Genomic DNA, 15,741 nt, shown 5'->3' with positions numbered 1-15,741 from the left:
CGTCAAGGGGCATAATCGTCCGGGTGACCAATTGGGAGTATGCGCGGTTGGAGTACCGCGCGGCGGGCACGCTGGGCACGGACCGGTTCATGGACTGGACGGCGACGTTCCATCACCCGGGCGGAGTGCTGCGGTGGGGCACCGACGAGCGCTTCGACGATTTGCGCCATCTGAATCGGGCCGGGGCGGCGGGCTGGCAGGCCTACGACCGCGCGGTGATCCACGTGAAGGACGAGCCGCACCGGCTGAGCAGCGTGACGTATTCGATGCGCCGCCCGATCCCGGTCGACAGCGTGTAGGGCCCGGTCCCGTGGATCACGCGGGGCTGCGGCGTGGCCCAGCCCCGCGTGACGCCGGCCGGGGAAAGGTCATGTACAACACCGGTATGCGGCCTTTCCCGGACGCCGTCAGCCACCACTGGACCTCGCCTCGCTCCCGCGCGACCCACGAGACCGGGCCTGGTTAACCTTGTCCGGTGGGCAAGGAGACCGGGACCAAGCTGATCGCCTCGAACAAGAAGGCGCGGCACGACTACGCGATTCTGCGGACGTACGAGGCGGGCCTGGTGCTGGCCGGCACCGAGGTGAAGTCGTTGCGCCTGGGCCGCGCCTCGCTGGTCGACGCGTTCGCCCAGGAGCACGAGGGCGAGATCATGCTGTACGGGCTGCACATCGCGGAGTACGGGTTCGGCAGCTGGACCAACCACGCTCCGCGCCGCACCCGGAAACTGCTGCTGCACAAGGTCGAGATCGTCAAGATCCTGAACACGTTGCGGGACGGCACCGGGCTGACCCTGGTGCCGCTCTCGATGTACTTCAAGGACGGCTGGGTCAAGGTCGAGCTGGGGATCGCCCGCGGCCTCAAGTCCTGGGACAAGCGGCAGGTGCTGGCCGAGCGGGACGCCAAGAAGGAGATCGCCAAGGAGATGGGCCGGCGACTCAAGGGGCGTCGATAGTCCGTACCGGAGCACGAAAAAAGCCAGGGCCGGCGGAACCGGCCCTGGCTTTTCTGTTCCGGGTCACTGCGAGAGCTTGTTGTCCTTGCAGAGCGTCACGAACTTGTCGGTGCAGATGTCCGAGGCCTTGACGGCGCCGGTCTTCACGACCGCGTCGTACATGTTGGCCGCGGTGACCGGGATCGGGTCCAGCGACTTGAACGGGACGTAGGCGCCCGACTCCGGGTCCTTCACGCGCGACAGCTGGGCCGCCGGCGGCTTCTGTCCCTTGACCAGCTGGATTGCCAGGTCCGCGGCCGCGTCCGCCTCGGTCTTGGTGTTCTTGAAGACGGTCATGCACTGGTCGCCGGCGAGAATGTTCTGCAGCCCCTGGACGGTGGCGTCCTGCCCGGTGACCGGGACCTTGCCGTTCAGCGGCGGCTTGGCCGCCTTCAGCACCTCGATCGCGGCGTTGCCGAGACCGTCGTTGGCGGAGAGCACACCCGCGATGTTCGGGTACTGCTGGAGCATCTGGGCGAAAATCTTCCCGCCCTCCTTGTTGTCCCACGCGGGGACGAACTGGTCGGGGCCCTTCACGTAGTCGTTGCTGTCGAACTTGTCCTGCAGCACCTTGTCGTAGCCGGTCTTGAACAGGGTGGCGTTGTTGTCCGTGGGCGAGCCGTTGAGCTCGGCGATCACCGGCTTCTTCACGTTCCTCGCGGTGAGACAGTTGATCAGGCCTTCAGCCTGGAGCTGGCCGACCCTCTCGTTGTCGAAGCTGACGTAGTAGTCGGCGCCACCGTTCAGCGTCAGCCGGTCGTAGTCGATCACCGGCACCTTGCGGGACTTCGCGAGGTCGATCACCCATTTGCCGCTGACCGAGTCCAGGTTCGCGATGATCAGCACCTTGACGCCGCTGTCGAGCATCGCCTTCGCGATGCCTTTGAACTGCTCCGCGTCGCCCTGGGCGTTCTGGATCTCGACCGGCACGTTCGCCCGCTTGAAGGCGGCTTTCAGGTACGTCGGGTCGTCCTTGCTCCACCGGGTCGAGCTCTCGGTGTCCGGCATGACCACGCCGACGCCGTTACGGCCCTCGCCCGAGGAGCTGGCCGTCGAGCTGAAGGTGTCGTTGCTGCCGCTTTTGTCACCGCCGTCCGAGCCGCCGTCACACGCCGTGAGCGTGACCGACGTCATCAGCCCGGCAGCGACCAGTCCGATCAGTGCCTTGCGCATGGCAGAAGAAGTCCTCTCAGGGGTGGATCCCGACCTGCATGGGGGGTGCCGGGAAGCCCGCCAAGTATCGGCTACTGCGCCTCGGCCGCAACATCGGGTGTAGACCTGAGTGCAAGATTATTCACTTAGCCGCGCGTCACGGGCAAGCCATCACGGAACGTATCGACAAACGACTGTTTCTGGAACCGATTGCGGAGCGGGCGGCCCGCTTACGTGAACCGCCCGACAACGCCTGGTCAGACCAGTTTTCTCCGGATCCACCACAGGGCGAAAACGGTCAGTGCGGCAGCAAGCGCCACCAGGACTCCGAACTCGCGCCACTGCACGGTCCAGAATTTGGAGGCCGGAACATAGGACATCCGGACCTGGAGGTTCTGACCCTTCAGCCATTGCTGGCAGTCCTCGAAGCTTCCCTTCGGCCCACACTTGGTGAGGTCCGCGGGCCCTTCGAACGGCTTGCCGTCCGAGCCGATCACCTTGTTGCTCAGGATCCAGGCGCCCTCGAACGTCGGCTCGGCCTCCAGATGCATCTTCCCGGTGCTGTTCATACCGATCCCGTCCAGGTCCGCCACGTTCAACGCGGACACCGTGCCGACCGGACCGGCCAGCCACGGACGGAAGAGCAGGGGCGCGGCGACCTGGAGCCCGACGACCACCAGCAACGTCACCGCCATCGCGGCCAGGGTCCGGCGCAGCACCAGGCCGAGAGTCACCCCGATGACGAACCCGGCCACGGCGTACCCCACCGGGACGAGACCCCGCACAGGGAAGACCAGCGGCGTGACCCGGTCACCGTTGGCCGCGTCGATCAGGTGCGCCCACCGCGTCAGCAGCAGGCTGAGCAGACCGGCCCCGACCGCCACCGCACCGGCGACGAGGACCAGCTTGACCAGCAGCCACCGATGGCGGCTGACCGACTGGCTGAACACCATCCGGTACGTCCCGGACTCCAGCTCCCGGGCCACCATCGGCGCACCCCAGAACGCGCCGACCAGTGCCGGGACCAGCAGCAGGGCGGCGCCCGCACCCACGTACACCAGGTAGAACGCCTGCTCGTGGACCTGGGCCACGAACGTCGCCGCGGCGCTGCCGCACGTCGCCGCGGTGCAACCGGCGTACCCACTGCTCGACGCCAGCTCGCTCACCTGGCCCCAGGAGATCAGGACAGCGGCGAGGGCGAGGGCGATCACGGCCGCGCCGGCAATCGCCTGGACCCGCAGCTGCCGCCACGTCAGCCAGATCATCGCTGTCCCTCCAGCACCCGCTCGTGGCCGGACCCGGGCGCCCCGGCCATGTACGCCAGCACGATGTCCTCCAGATCCAACCCGTTCACCTGCCAGGACGGGTCGTCGATCGGCGCGGTGCTGCGCACCACCAGCGTCGACTGGACATCCGTGTGGCTCTGCTCGATCACGTCCCAGCCGGACGCGTCGTCGACCGGGCGGCGCGGCCCGACCAGCCGGTGGTGGCCGGCCAGCAGTTCCTCGACGTCCCCGGCCACCCGCACCTGGGAGGCGACCAGCACGATCATGTAGTCACAGACCCGCTCCAGGTCGGCGACCAGGTGCGAGGACATGATCACGCTCATCCCGCTCTCCGCGGTCAGCTCCATCAGGCCCTGCAGGAACGTACGCCGGGCCAGTGGATCCAGTGCGGCCACCGGCTCGTCGAGCAGCAGCACCTCGGGGCGCTTGGCGGCGGCCACGGTCAGGGCCAGCTGGGCACGCTGACCGCCGGAGAGCTTGCCGGCCTTCTGCGCCGGGTCCAGGCCGACCTGGGCGATCCGGCGCTCGGCCAGCGCGTCGTCCCAGGCCGGGTTCAGGTGGGCGCCGAGCTTGAGGTGCTCGGCCACGGTCAGACCGGCGTAGACCGGGGTGTCCTGGGCGACGAACCCGACCCGGGGCGACCCGCTGATCGGCTGCTCGCCGAGCACCTCGATCCGCCCCGCGGTCGGATCGAGGAGCCCGCACGCGAGCTGCAGCAGCGTGGACTTGCCGGCACCGTTCGGCCCGACCAGGCCGACCACGTGACCGGCCGGGACGTCGAGGGTGCAGTGGTCGAGGGCGGTGCGGCGGCCGTACCGCTTGGTCAGCCGCTCGGTGCGTAGTGCGCTAGTCATGCTCGCGCCTCCGAAAAACTCCGAAAAGTACTGAGAAAGAGGGCCTCGATGCTCTCGTCGTCGAGCCCGGCTTCCCGGGCCTCGGCGAGCCAGCGACTCAGGTTCTGCCGCAGCGGCTCGTGCGCGCTCACCGAGCCGAGCGTCTTCGTGACGAACGTGCCGACGCCGGGGCGGGCGGTGACCAGCCCCTCGTACTCCAACTCGCGGTACGCCTTCGACACCGTGTTCGGGTTGATCGCGACCAGCGCCACGACCTCCTTGACGGTGGGCAGCTTGTCGCCCTCCTTCAGCACGCCGAGCCGCAGGGCGTGCCGCACCTGCTGGATCAGCTGCATGTACGGCGCCACCCCGGACCGCGCGTCCAGGTGGAACTCGATCACCTCGCCACCACCATTCCACTAGTTTCCTAGTACTTTAGGTGTGACGGTCCACCGTGGAAAGAGCCGGGACGAAAAAAGGGGAACGGCCGGCCGGAGCCGACTCGTTCCCCTGACCGGAGCGCCGCTGAACTACCAGTTCACGGCGATGTACTTGGACTCCAGGTACTCCAGGAGGCCCTCGTGGCCGCCCTCCCGGCCGATGCCGCTCTGCTTCACCCCGCCGAACGGGGCGGCCGGATCGCTGACCAGGCCACGGTTCAGGCCGATCATGCCGGCCTCGATCTTCTCGCTGACCCGCAGGCCACGGGCCAGGTCACCGGTGTAGAGGTAGGCGACCAGACCGTACTCGGTGTCGTTGGCCAGCCGGACCGCCTCGTCCTCACCGGTGAACGTGACGATCGGGGCGACCGGGCCGAAGATCTCCTCGCGCAGGATCGCCGAATCCGCCGCGACGCCGGTGAGCACGGTGGGCGGGTAGTAGAAGCCCGGCCCGTCCGGGCGGCTCCCGCCGGTGACCGCCGACGCGCCCGCATCCAGCGCGCCCTTGACCAGCGCGTCGACCTTCGCCACGGTGTCCTCGTTGACCAGCGGGCCGACCTGCGTCTTCTCCTCCGTGCCGGGGCCCACGACCAGGGCCGACATGCGCTGGGCGAGCCGGCGGGAGAACTCGCCGGCGATGCTCGCCTCGACGAAGAACCGGTTCGCCGCGGTGCACGCCTCACCGCCGTTGCGCATCTTCGCCAGCATCGCGCCCTCGATCGCGGCATCCAGATCAGCGTCCGCGAAGACCAGGAACGGGGCGTTGCCGCCGAGCTCCATCGACGTGTTCACCACGTTCTCCGCGGCCTGGGCCAGCAGGATCCGGCCGACCTCGGTGGAACCGGTGAACGACAGCTTGCGGACCCGGGAATCGCGCAGCATCGCCGAGACCACCTTGCCGGAACTGCGCGACGGCAGCACGTTGACGACACCCTCGGGCACGCCGGCCTCGGCCAGGATCGCGGCCATGGCCAGGGCGGTCAGCGGGGTGTCACTGGCCGGCTTGAGGACCACGGTGCAGCCGGCCGCCAACGCGGGACCGATCTTGCGGGTGGCCATGGCAGCCGGAAAGTTCCACGGCGTGACCAGGACACACACGCCGACCGGCTGGCGCGTGACCAGGATCCGGTTCGCGCCGCCCGGGGCAGAGGTCAGGTTGCCGTCGATCCGCACGGCCTCCTCGGCGAACCAGCGGAAGAACTCGGCCGCGTACGTCACCTCGCCCTTCGCGTCCGTCAGCGCTTTACCGTTCTCCAGGCTGATCAGCCGGGCCAGTTCCGACGCCCGCTCGGTCATCAGCTCGAACGCCTTGCGGAGCACCTCACCACGTACCCGGGCGGGGGTTGCGGCCCATCCGGGGCCGGCCGCGGCCGCAGCGTCCACCGCGGCGATCGCGTCCGCCTCACCACCGTCCGCCACCGAGGCGACGGTGTCCCCCGTCGCCGGGTCGAGCACGTCGAACCGGTTCCCCGAGGACGCGGCCACCCACTTGCCGCCGATGAAAAGTTCGGTCTCCACTGACACTCCTCCAACAAGGTCCGGTTACGCCAAGGGCCTGTCCTGCCGATCACCCGGGTGCGAGGCGAGGCCCGGGTGGTGGCTGGCGCCGGCCGCGGAAAGGCCACATACAACACCGGGATGAGGCCTTCCACGGACGCCGTCAGGCGCCGCCGGGGCCACGCCGCAGCCCTGGGTGATCGGCAGGACAGGCCCTAAGCATTCTCCGGATCCCGGGCGGCCGCCACGCTTCCCCGATTGGCTACCGCGCGGAGACCCGGCTGCGGCTAGCGTGACCTGCGTGACCGTAGGATTTGTGGGGCTCGGGGTGATGGGGCGGCCGATGGCGCTCAACCTGGTCCGTGCCGGGACCGAGCTGGTCGTCTGGAACCGGTCGGCCGGCGCCGCCGAGGAACTGCGCGCGGCGGGGGCCGTGGTGGCGGCGGACGTGGCCGAGGTGTTCGCCAAGGCGGACGTCGTGCTGATGATGCTGGCCAACGACCAGGTCGCGGACGAGGTGCTGGGGCGCGACGGTCCCGGGTTCGCCGGGATGGTCGCCGGGCGGACGCTGGTGCACATGGGGACGACCGCGCCGGTCTGGTCGCGGGGGCTGGCCGAGCAGGTCCGGGACGCCGGCGGCAGCTACGTCGAGGCGCCGGTCTCCGGGTCGCGGGTGCCGGCCGAGAACGCGGAGCTGGTCGTGATGCTGGCCGGGGCGGACGCGGACGTGGAACGGATCGCGGCGCTGGTCCGGCCGATGTGCCGGGAGGTGGTCCGGTGCGGGCCGGTGCCGAACGGGCTGCTGATGAAACTGTCCGTGAACACGTTCCTGATCAGCATGGTGACCGGGCTGGCCGAGGCGTTCCACTTCGCGGCGCGGCACGGCCTGGACCGCGGGACGCTGCTGGCGGCACTCGACGCCGGGCCGATGGCCAGCCCGGTTTCCAAGATCAAGGGGCGCAAGCTGCTCGACCGGGACTTCGGGGTGCAGGCGGCGATCCGGGACGTGCTCTACAACAACCAGCTGATCGTGGAGTCCGCCGAGTCCGCCGGGATCCCGTCGCCGCTGCTGGACACGTGTCTGGAGCTGTACGCGGAGACCACGTCGGCCGGGCACGGCGGCGAGGACATGGCCGCGGTGATCCGCGCGCTCGAAGCTCGCTGAGCCGGCCCGGCGGGCGTGCTCACGACGTACCGAATCGGGGGTTCGATCGGAGAATGTCGCCGAGCGACGGGGGCTCGAGATCATCCGGGAGCGCGGCGAAGTCGGCCGGGTGGATCCAGGCGTGGCCCTGCAGGTCGGCCTGCTCGTAGGGCAGGAGGCCGTCGCGCGTGATCTCCGGCATGACCACCGGGTAGGACGCGGCGAAGAACTGCTCGACGCCGACCATGCGGCGGCCCTTCCACAGCGTGTCACGGTGGACCTCGACGCAGTCGGGGTCGATCGCGGCCGGATCGAGGCCGGTCTCCTCGGTCAGCTCGCGGCGCGCGGCCTGCAGCGGCGTCTCGCCGGGGTCGATGCCGCCGCCGGGAGGCTCCCAGAGCAGGTGGCCGTCGATCGGATCGCGCCAGTTCAGCAGCAGGACGCGCCCGTCGGCGTCGACGCAGATGATCCGGACGGCGGGGCGAAAGACCGGCTCCATGACCGCCCAGTCTAGGTACAGCCTAAGCTGGGCGGAGTGGCGAAGTACTTCGACGTGCATCCGGACAACCCGCAACCGCGGACGATTTCCCAGATCGTGCAGCTGATCAGGGAGGACGGGCTGATCGCCTATCCGACCGACTCGTGCTTCGCGCTCGGCTCCCGGATGGGCAACAAGGACGGTCTGGACCGGATCCGCAGCATCCGGCATCTCGACGACAAGCACCATTTCACGCTGATGTGTCATGACTTCGCCCAGCTCGGGCAGTTCGTGCAGATCAACAACGCGCTGTTCCGGGCGGTGAAGGCGAGCACGCCGGGGCCGTACACGTTCATCCTGCCGGCGACCAAAGAGGTCCCGCGGCGCCTGTTGCACCCCAAGAAGAAGACCGTGGGGGTACGGATCACCGGACACACCACCGCCCAGGCCATCCTCGCCGAGCTGGGCGAACCACTGGTCTCCAGCACGCTGCTGCTGCCCGGCGAGGCGGAGCCGATGACCCAGGCCTGGGAGATCAAGGAAGCGCTGGATCACGCGGTGGACGCGGTCGTCGAGGGCGAGTGCGGCACCGAGCCGACGACCGTCGTCGATCTGTCCGAGGGTGCGCCGGAGATCCTCCGGGTGGGTGCGGGCGACCCGGGGCGGTTCAGCGACTGACGTCACCGATCAGGCACCGGCTTTGCGCGTACGCCGTGAGCAGCTCCGGCACGACCCACCGCCCGCTGTCGTCCTCGACGAGCAGGCCCGCCGCGACGAGTTCGGCCAGGGCGTCCCCGTCCGGGTCCGGGGTGCCGAAGTGCCGGAGGAGCCGCACGGCGGCCGGGCCCAGCGTCCGGCAGGACCAGGAGATCACCGTGGCCGGGTCGGTCGCCGGGTCGGGGCTGCGCATCCCGTCGAACCGGGAGACGGCCAGCTCGGCGGCCAGCTCGGCCAGGGGCCGGCCGGGGCGCAGCGCCGCCCGGGCGGCGATCGCGACCAGCGCCAGCGGGATCCCGGCGGCCGCTGTGACCAGCGCGGACACGGCGTCCGGCTCGGCCGCCAGGCGTGGGCCGAGCCGGTGGGCGAGCACCTGCCGGGCGTGCGCCGGGCTCAGCGGCGTCAGCGGGACCGGGGTCGCGCCGTGCGAGGCGACCAGCCCGGCCAGCCGGTCCCGGCCGGTGACCACGACGGTGACGCCGGGGGTGCCGGGCAGCAGCGGGCGGACGTGCCCGGCGTCGCGGGCGTTGTCCAGCACGAGCAGCGCCCGGCGGCCGGCGAGCAGGCTGCGCAGCAGTCCGGTGCGGGCGTCGAACCCGTCCGGGATCGGGCGGCCCGGGTCGAGCGCGACGATCAGGTTCCGCGCCGCTTCGGCGACGGCCATCGGGGTGCCGGACATGTCGAATCCGCGCAGGTCCAGGTAGAGCTGACCGTCCGGGAAGGCGGCTCGCGCGTGGTGGCCCCAGTGGACGGCGAGCGCGGTCTTGCCGACGCCGGGCGGCCCGGTGATCACGGCCAGCCGGCTCGCGTCGAGCCGGGCGATCGGCCCGGTGCGACCGGTGAATCCGGGCGAGGCCGCCGGCAGCTGCGCCGGGATGTGGGTCTCGTGGGTGGCGCGCAGGATGCGGGTGTGCAGCCCGGTCAGTTCCGGGCCGGGGGTCGCGCCGAGCTGCTCGGCGATCGCGGACTGGGCGCGGGCGTACTCCTCCAGCGCCTCGGTGGGCCGGCCCGCCTCGGCCAACGCCCGCATCAGCACCGCGACCAGGCCTTCGGCCGTCGGCTCCTCGACGGCGAAGGGGAGGAGCCGCTCGGCCACCTCGGCGGCCCGGCCGAGTCGCAGCCCGGCCCGGCCGAGCTGGGCGATCGCGTCGCGGCGTTCCCGGGCCAGGCCGGCCCGGACGCGGTCGGCCCACTCCCCCGGCACGCCGGCCAGCGTCACGTCCTGCCAGTCGGCCAGGGCCGCGTTGAGCAGGTCAGCGGCCCGCTGGTGGTCGCCGGAGGCGGCGGCGGTCCGGGCGTCGTGGACCAGCAGCCGGGAGTGGTAGAGGTCGACCTGCTCCGGCGGGACGTCGAGCAGGTAGCCGCCGTCGGTCCAGCGCAGCGTGCCCGGCCCGGCGAGCGGGTCGAGGACGCGGCGCAGCCGGGTGGCGTAGGGCGCGAGCGGGGTCGCGGAGCGTGGTGGAGTGTCGCCCCAGACCCGGTCGATCAGGGTCTCGGCCGACACCACCCGGCCGGGGGTCATCAGCAGCACCGCGAGCACGCAGCGCTGCTTGCCGGTGCCGGCGTCGATCTCCCGGCCGTCGTCGCCGATCGCACCGACCGGGCCGAGCAGGCGCCACCGCATGTCGTGCGTCCCCCGTGAATGTCACTCAGCGTTGCTGTTACCACCATCCCTTGCGGTGCAAACGTTTTGCAAACCGGCTTCCCCACCATGGTTCGGCGCCCACGGGCCACGGGGGGCCGTGGACGCCACAACGTTCTCATCCGAGCAGCAGCAGGGGTACCGCGGAGGCCAGCGCGAGCATCCCCGCGTCGTTCGGGTGCAGGTGGTCGCCGCTGTCGTAGCCGGGCCACATCCGGTCCGGGCGGCTGCCGTCGCGGATCGCCGCGTCGAAGTCGACGACCGCGTCGAACTCGCCGCTGTTCCGGATCCAGTCGTTGAGCGTGGCGCGGACCACTCGGTGGTCGCCCCGGTCGTAGCTGCTGCCGCCGAACGGCAGCAGCGTGCCGCCGAGCACGGTCAGCCCGGCCGCCCGGCCGCGGGCGATCAGGTCGCGGTGCCCGGCGATCAGCTCCTCCGCGCCGGCGCCGGCGCCGATGTCGTTCACCCCGATCAGCGTGATCAGGTGCGTGACGCCCGGCTGGGTCAGCACGTCGTGGCGGAACCGGCGCAGCCCGGCCGGGCCGCTGCCGCGGTCGGCCGCGGGGTCGACGGTCGCCGGCCCGCTGCCACCACCCGCCTCGGGGAGCCCGACGTCCGGCCCGCTCAGCAGGCGGTTGCCGCCGATCCCGGCGTTGAGCACGCCGACCGGCAGCCCGCCGGCGCGGACCCGGGAGGCCAGCCGGTCGGGCCAGCGGTGGTTGGCGTCCTCCTCGGTCTGCGATCCGCAGGTGATCGAGTCACCGAACGCGACGACCGCGGAGCTCGGCCCGGCGGTACGCACGCTGACGCCGCCGAGCAGCACGTACCGGCCGAGCGCGGCTCCGCCGGACGGGGCGGGTGCGGCCGCGAGGTTGCCGGTCAGCACCCGGTTGTGCTGGAAGGAGCGGGGGCTGACGGTGCCGGCCCGGGTGCGCTCGGGCAGATGGAAGCCGATCACCAGGTCGGCGCCGGGCTGGAGCGGCATGCCGGGGACCGGGTCACTGACCGCCTCGCCACCGGCCCGGAGCAGGACGGCGGTGCGTCCGCGGAAGGTGACCGGGCGGATCGTCTCCGGGAACATCGCGCAGCCGGCCGGGCCACCGGCGCGGATTCCGGCCCAGACCTCGCCGACGTGGACCGGCTCGGTGCCGTACGCGTTGCTCAACCGGATCCGCGGCTGGTCGCCGCCGATGCTGAGGTGTACGACCTGCCGGACGGTGCAGCCGGCCGGGAGCACGGCCTGCCCGGGCGGCGCCGCGGTCGTCGCGGTGGTCCAGGTGCCGGTCCACCGGGTGGTCGCGCCGGCGGCCGGCGGGGCGCCGGCGTTGCCCGGGGCGGCGATCAGCACGGCTGTGCCGGCACCGCCGAGGATCAGGGCCCGCCGGGTGGCGGCAGGCCCGGGGCCGGGGAGGATTCTCGTTCGCAAGATAGCCGCAACGTAAGAAGCGCGGCGGGACGTCGTCAAGGGTTTCCGCCGGGAGCCGACCCGGGGGTGTGACAGTCGCACACCCCCGGGTCGTTCCGGTCAGCCGGTCGAGCAGCTGAGGTTCTGCACGGTGGCCGGGGCCGTGCCGGAGCCGAGGAACCCGAACGTGGTGTAGTTCCCGGCCGCGATCGAGCCGTTCCACGCCTCGTTGGTCGCTGTCACCAGCGATCCGCTGCTGGTCCCCTTGGCGCTCCAGACACTGGCCAGGCCCTGGCTGCCGGGCCACGTCCAGGTGACCTTCCAGCCGTTCACCGCCGTGGTGCCGGCGTGCACCATCACCTCGCCCTGGAACCCGCCGGACCAGGCGGAGGTGATGTTGTACATCGCGGTGCAGCCGCTGCCGGTGCCCCCGCCGGGGGTCGACGTGGACGGCGACGGGCTGGACGGCGACGGGCTGGCCGGCGACGACGGGCTCGGTGAGGTGGGCGTGGAGCCGACCCCGGTGACCTCGCCGTTGCCGCCGTCGAAGACGACGTCCGAGCAGCCGTAGAAGGTCTCCGTGCTGTCCGAGCGGGACCAGACCGAGTAGATCAGGTGCTTACCGGTCTTGTTCGACGGCAGCTTCCCGGTCCAGTAGTAGTGCCCGGCGTCGGTGCCCGGCCCGCCGTTCGCCGGCGGGTTGGTCACCTGGTCGAACGGTGTCGGCTCGAGGTCGCTCCAGGCGAGCGGCTTGGTCGGGTCGTAACCGTCCTTGGTGATGTAGAGATAGAACGTGCCGGGGTGCTTGGCCCAGTCGTTGTACTGGAACTCGACGGTGGCTCCGGCGGTCAGGTGGGTCTGCGGCCAGTCGTTGCGGGCCAGGTTGAAACCGGTGAAGTTGTACGGCCCGCCGGTGCCGCCGCTGCACAGCTGACCGTCCGGGATGAAGCCGCTGACCCGGCCGGCCCCGTCGGAGCGGAGCACGGCGAACCAGTTGTACAGCGAGGTGGTGCCACTCTGCGCGACCGCCGCGGCACAGGCCGGGTTCTTCGGTTCGATCGCGCCGGTCGTCGGGTTGCGGCCGTCCTGGTAGCAGAGCCAGGTCCGGCTGCCGGGTACTTGCAGGGCGCCGTGCGCCGAGGCCGAGGCCGGGAGCACGAGGGCCCCGGCCGCGGCGGCGATCAAGGCCGCCACGGCCAGACGGGCGAATTTCATCTGGTCACCCCTGGGGGAAGAGGCGGGCGTAGTCGGCGTAGCCGGTGGCGACGTCGACCTGGGCCCAGAACCGGTGGTAGTTGAAGGTCGGTGCGGCTCCGCCGTTCAAGTACGCCTGGACCTTCGGGAAGTCCGGGTCGTTCTTGTAGAAGGAGCGGATGTCGAGGAACGACACCCCGGGCTTGATCACGTCGCCGTTCGGCATCTTGCCGGTCCAGCCGTTCGGGATGTAGATCCCCTGGCCGGTGCTGGCGTTGTACGTGTCGTCCATGCGGTTGTAGTCGGCGCGCGTCTCGGTGACCGACACGCCCTTCGCGTCCTTGTGCGTCCAGATGGCGTCGAGCAGGTTCTTGGCCGCCGTCTTCGCCGTCGTGTTGCCGGACTTGGCCGCGTAGTAGGTCAGCAGCTTCGCGAACGAACCCGCCACGCCCAGGTCGGTGCCCTTGCTCTTCACCGTGACGTGCAGGTTGGTGTTGGCCGCCGGGCTGGACGCGTTCCAGGTGGCCGGCGCGCCGGACCAGGTCAGGTCGGACGGGATCTCGAAGCTGCCGGCAGTGATGGTGGAGTTCGCCAGCGCCCAGGTCACCCACTTGTCCAGGACCGTCTTGGCCTTGGTGTCACCGGTCGTGTAGTAGTACTCGGCCAGCCGCTCCAGCGACCAGGTCTGCATACCGAACCACTGGTTGGACGGCGGGTCGGCGTAGACCGGGGCCTCGACGTACGACATCCCGTAGAAGGTCGGCGTGCCGGCCGGCGGCGCCGAGTAGCTGCCGTCCCAGCTGTTGGTCGCGCCACCGGCGATGGCGCCCTCGCTGGACTGCAGCCACTGGTAGAACTCGAGCTGCCGGCTCAGGCTGGACTGCCAGTCGGACTTTCCGGTCGCCGACTTGGGCGTGAGCGAGGCGGTGCTGGACAGCGCGTACGCGGCCATCGGGTTCTGGTAGCCGAAGTGGCTGGTGCTGGAGCCGATCCGCCACGCCCAGCCGGCGGACGTGTCGTAGGCGCCGCCCCAGGCGTAGTACCAGGACATCAGGTTGCTGGAGCTGTTCTTGCCGGTGCCCGGTGCGCACGACGTGGAGGTGCAGCCGGGCTGCTTGAAGTACTTGTCGTAGAACGAGTACCGCAGGTAGTCGCCCATCTTGGCGGCGTTCGCCACGGTGCCGGAGATCTGCGACTGCTTGCCCTGGGCGGTGGCCCACTGGTTCGCCCAGTAGGCGACCTGGATGGAACGGGCGTCGGCGTCCGGGGCGTTGGTGTACTTCCACTGCTTGGCGTACGACGAGTCCTTGGTGAACAGGTCGAGGTAACCGTTCGGGCCGCCGTACTTGAACGTGTCACAGGCCGGCTGCGGCACGGTCTCGAAGGTCGACTCCTGCGGGCCGCGCTGGAACGTGTTGATGTACGTGACCCGGCTGGTCCCGTCCCCGCAGTGGCCGAAGCCGTAGACGTTGTCGACGTCCATGAGCCAGTGCGTGCCGTAGATGTCGTCGGTGTTGTAGGTGCTCTTAAGCTCGGCCGCCAGCGGATCGGTGCCGACCGACACGCTCGAGTCGAGCTGCGACGGGTACTGCGAGGGCAACGGGTGCTCGGCCGCGTACGTGGCCGGTTTCGCCGGGTTGTAGTTCGCGTTCGTCGGCTGGTCCGCGTGCGACGGGATGATGTACTTCTCCATCGTCGTCCAGGCGCTGTTGAACGGCGCCCAGTCCCCGGTGACCTGGCCGTGCTCGGCTTCCAGCCACAGCCAGTAGCTGAACGCCTCGCTGGTCGTCTCGTGCCCCTGGTCGGGCGCCTCGTCGATCAGCGTCTCGATCGAGTGGTACGGCACGCCCTCCGGGCTGAAGTAGCCGTTGGCCGAGTTCTTGATGTCGTTGTACATCTGGGTGAACCGGACGTCGGTGGCGCCCGCCTTGACGACGCTCACCGCGACGCTGGCCGCGGTGTAGCCGCTGGCGGTGGCCGTGATGGTGGCCGTGTCACCGGCTGCCGCCGAGCTCGCCGCCGCGACCGTCACGGCCTGGCCGGTGCTCCAGTTCGACGGGGTGAACGTGAGCGTGGCCGGGGTGGCGGTGACGTCGGTGCTGCCGGCGCTGCGGGCCACCGCGACGGTGACGTTCGCGCTCGGCGCCGCGTTCAGCGCCAGCTTGAACGTTCCGCTCGCGCCCGGCTCCAGGCTCGCCGAGGTGGCGTCGGCGACGATCGCCGGGGCGGTCGAGGCGTCGACGAAGACCGGTACGTCGGCGGTGCTGCTCTTGGTTCCGGCGTTGTCGTAGGCGATGGCCTGGAGGTGGTAGGCGGCCGCCTGGGCCGGGACACCGCTCCAGGTGTACGCGTACGGAGCGGCCGTGTCGGTGCCCAGCAGCAGCCCGTCGTGGTAGAACTCGACCTTCGCGATGCTCTGCCCGCTCGCCGCCGTGGCCGTGGCCGCGACCGGGATGGATGCCGGCGCGGTGTAATGGGTGTTCGCGGCCGGGCTGCTGATCGCCACGGTCGGCGCCGCGGCCGAGCCGTTGCAGGGCACGCCGTTGAGCGTGAACGCGGTCGGCACCGGGTTGGTGGAGCCGAACGTCCCGTTGAAGCCGGTGCTGGTGGAGGCGCCGGTGCCGAGCGTGCCGTTCCACGACGCGTTCGTCACGGTGACGTGCCGGCCGCTCTGGGCGTAAGTGCCGCTCCAGCCCTGGGACACCTTCTGGGCGGCGTCGGGGAAGTCGTACTCGAGTTTCCAGGACGTCAGCGGGTCACCGGAGTTGGTGATGGCGATGTCGCCGGTGAATCCGCCGGACCACTGGCTCTGCACCTTGTAGACGACGGCGCAACCGGCGGCGGCGTAGGCGGGCGGGCCGCCGGCCGCGAAGGCCGCGCCGGCGCCGAGGACGGCGACGCCGATGACGGCCAGCCTGCGTCGCAGGCGCCCTCTGAAAAGCCGGGACTGTCTCACGGG

At 70.7% G+C, this 15,741-nt stretch carries 14 protein-coding genes; 4 read left to right on the top strand and 10 right to left on the bottom strand.

Features of this window, described 5'->3' with window-relative positions; translation table 11 throughout:
* Positions 1-23 precede the first annotated feature (23 nt).
* Positions 24-299 (top strand): hypothetical protein, encoded by a 276-nt coding sequence (locus ACH442_RS42585; RefSeq protein WP_396343849.1) that lies wholly within the window; start codon positions 24-26, stop codon positions 297-299.
* Positions 300-475: 176 nt separating this feature from the next.
* A complete protein-coding gene (gene smpB / locus ACH442_RS42580; RefSeq protein ID WP_396343848.1) occupies positions 476-955 on the top strand; it encodes an SsrA-binding protein SmpB in 480 nt (159 codons plus the stop codon).
* Between the two features lie 63 nt (positions 956-1,018).
* Here smpB and ACH442_RS42575 read toward each other — a convergent pair whose 3' ends face one another.
* From ACH442_RS42575 to ACH442_RS42555, 5 genes are all read right to left on the bottom strand, one after another.
* The gene (locus ACH442_RS42575; protein ID WP_396343847.1) at positions 1,019-2,167 is read right to left on the bottom strand and encodes a sugar ABC transporter substrate-binding protein; all 1,149 of its coding nucleotides are present in this window, start codon (positions 2,165-2,167) and stop codon (positions 1,019-1,021) included.
* Between the two features lie 236 nt (positions 2,168-2,403).
* Positions 2,404-3,411, bottom strand: coding sequence for a hypothetical protein (locus ACH442_RS42570; protein WP_396343846.1), 1,008 nt, complete (start codon positions 3,409-3,411; stop codon positions 2,404-2,406).
* Positions 3,408-4,286 (bottom strand): ABC transporter ATP-binding protein, encoded by an 879-nt coding sequence (locus tag ACH442_RS42565; protein ID WP_396343845.1) that lies wholly within the window; start codon positions 4,284-4,286, stop codon positions 3,408-3,410. Before ACH442_RS42565 ends, ACH442_RS42570 begins: the two co-directional genes overlap by 4 nt.
* Complete coding sequence (locus ACH442_RS42560; RefSeq protein ID WP_396343844.1) at positions 4,283-4,666, bottom strand: GntR family transcriptional regulator; 384 nt, start codon at positions 4,664-4,666, stop codon at positions 4,283-4,285. Before ACH442_RS42560 ends, ACH442_RS42565 begins: the two co-directional genes overlap by 4 nt.
* A 129-nt stretch (positions 4,667-4,795) precedes the next feature.
* Positions 4,796-6,223 carry an NAD-dependent succinate-semialdehyde dehydrogenase gene (locus ACH442_RS42555; RefSeq protein ID WP_396343843.1) on the bottom strand — a complete coding sequence of 476 codons (1,428 nt, stop codon included), beginning with the start codon at positions 6,221-6,223 and terminating at the stop codon, positions 4,796-4,798.
* Positions 6,224-6,398: 175 nt separating this feature from the next.
* Here ACH442_RS42555 and ACH442_RS42550 point away from each other — a divergent pair, with 175 nt between their 5' ends.
* Complete coding sequence (locus ACH442_RS42550) at positions 6,399-7,367, top strand: NAD(P)-dependent oxidoreductase (protein ID WP_396343842.1); 969 nt, start codon at positions 6,399-6,401, stop codon at positions 7,365-7,367.
* Positions 7,368-7,386: 19 nt separating this feature from the next.
* Here the strand turns inward: ACH442_RS42550 and ACH442_RS42545 are convergent, their stop codons facing one another.
* Entirely contained in the window at positions 7,387-7,845 is a 459-nt protein-coding gene (locus ACH442_RS42545) for an NUDIX hydrolase (RefSeq protein WP_396343841.1), read from the bottom strand.
* A gap of 36 nt (positions 7,846-7,881) precedes the next feature.
* Here ACH442_RS42545 and ACH442_RS42540 point away from each other — a divergent pair, with 36 nt between their 5' ends.
* A complete protein-coding gene (locus ACH442_RS42540) occupies positions 7,882-8,502 on the top strand; it encodes an L-threonylcarbamoyladenylate synthase (RefSeq protein WP_396343840.1) in 621 nt (206 codons plus the stop codon).
* On the opposite strand, the gene ACH442_RS42535 is transcribed toward ACH442_RS42540, so the two are convergent.
* The 4 genes from ACH442_RS42535 to ACH442_RS42520 all read right to left on the bottom strand — a co-directional run bounded on the left by ACH442_RS42535 (position 8,492) and on the right by ACH442_RS42520 (position 15,738).
* Positions 8,492-10,165 (bottom strand): BTAD domain-containing putative transcriptional regulator, encoded by a 1,674-nt coding sequence (locus ACH442_RS42535; protein WP_396343839.1) that lies wholly within the window; start codon positions 10,163-10,165, stop codon positions 8,492-8,494. The genes ACH442_RS42540 and ACH442_RS42535 overlap by 11 nt on opposite strands.
* Before the next feature lie 136 nt (positions 10,166-10,301).
* Entirely contained in the window at positions 10,302-11,609 is a 1,308-nt protein-coding gene (locus tag ACH442_RS42530) for an SGNH/GDSL hydrolase family protein (RefSeq protein WP_396343838.1), read from the bottom strand.
* Between the two features lie 99 nt (positions 11,610-11,708).
* Complete coding sequence (locus ACH442_RS42525; protein WP_396343837.1) at positions 11,709-12,803, bottom strand: lytic polysaccharide monooxygenase; 1,095 nt, start codon at positions 12,801-12,803, stop codon at positions 11,709-11,711.
* Positions 12,804-12,807: 4 nt separating this feature from the next.
* Positions 12,808-15,738: a glycoside hydrolase family 48 protein gene (locus ACH442_RS42520; protein WP_396343836.1), complete on the bottom strand. Its 2,931-nt coding sequence runs from the start codon at positions 15,736-15,738 to the stop codon at positions 12,808-12,810.
* Between the last annotated feature and the right edge of the window lie 3 nt (positions 15,739-15,741).

Source organism: Actinoplanes sp. NPDC020271 (assembly GCF_044388125.1).
Taxonomy (GTDB): Bacteria; Actinomycetota; Actinomycetes; order Mycobacteriales; family Micromonosporaceae; genus Actinoplanes.
The sequence above is the reverse complement of the archived record's forward strand: the minus strand, read 5'-3'. Positions and strand labels throughout refer to the sequence as shown.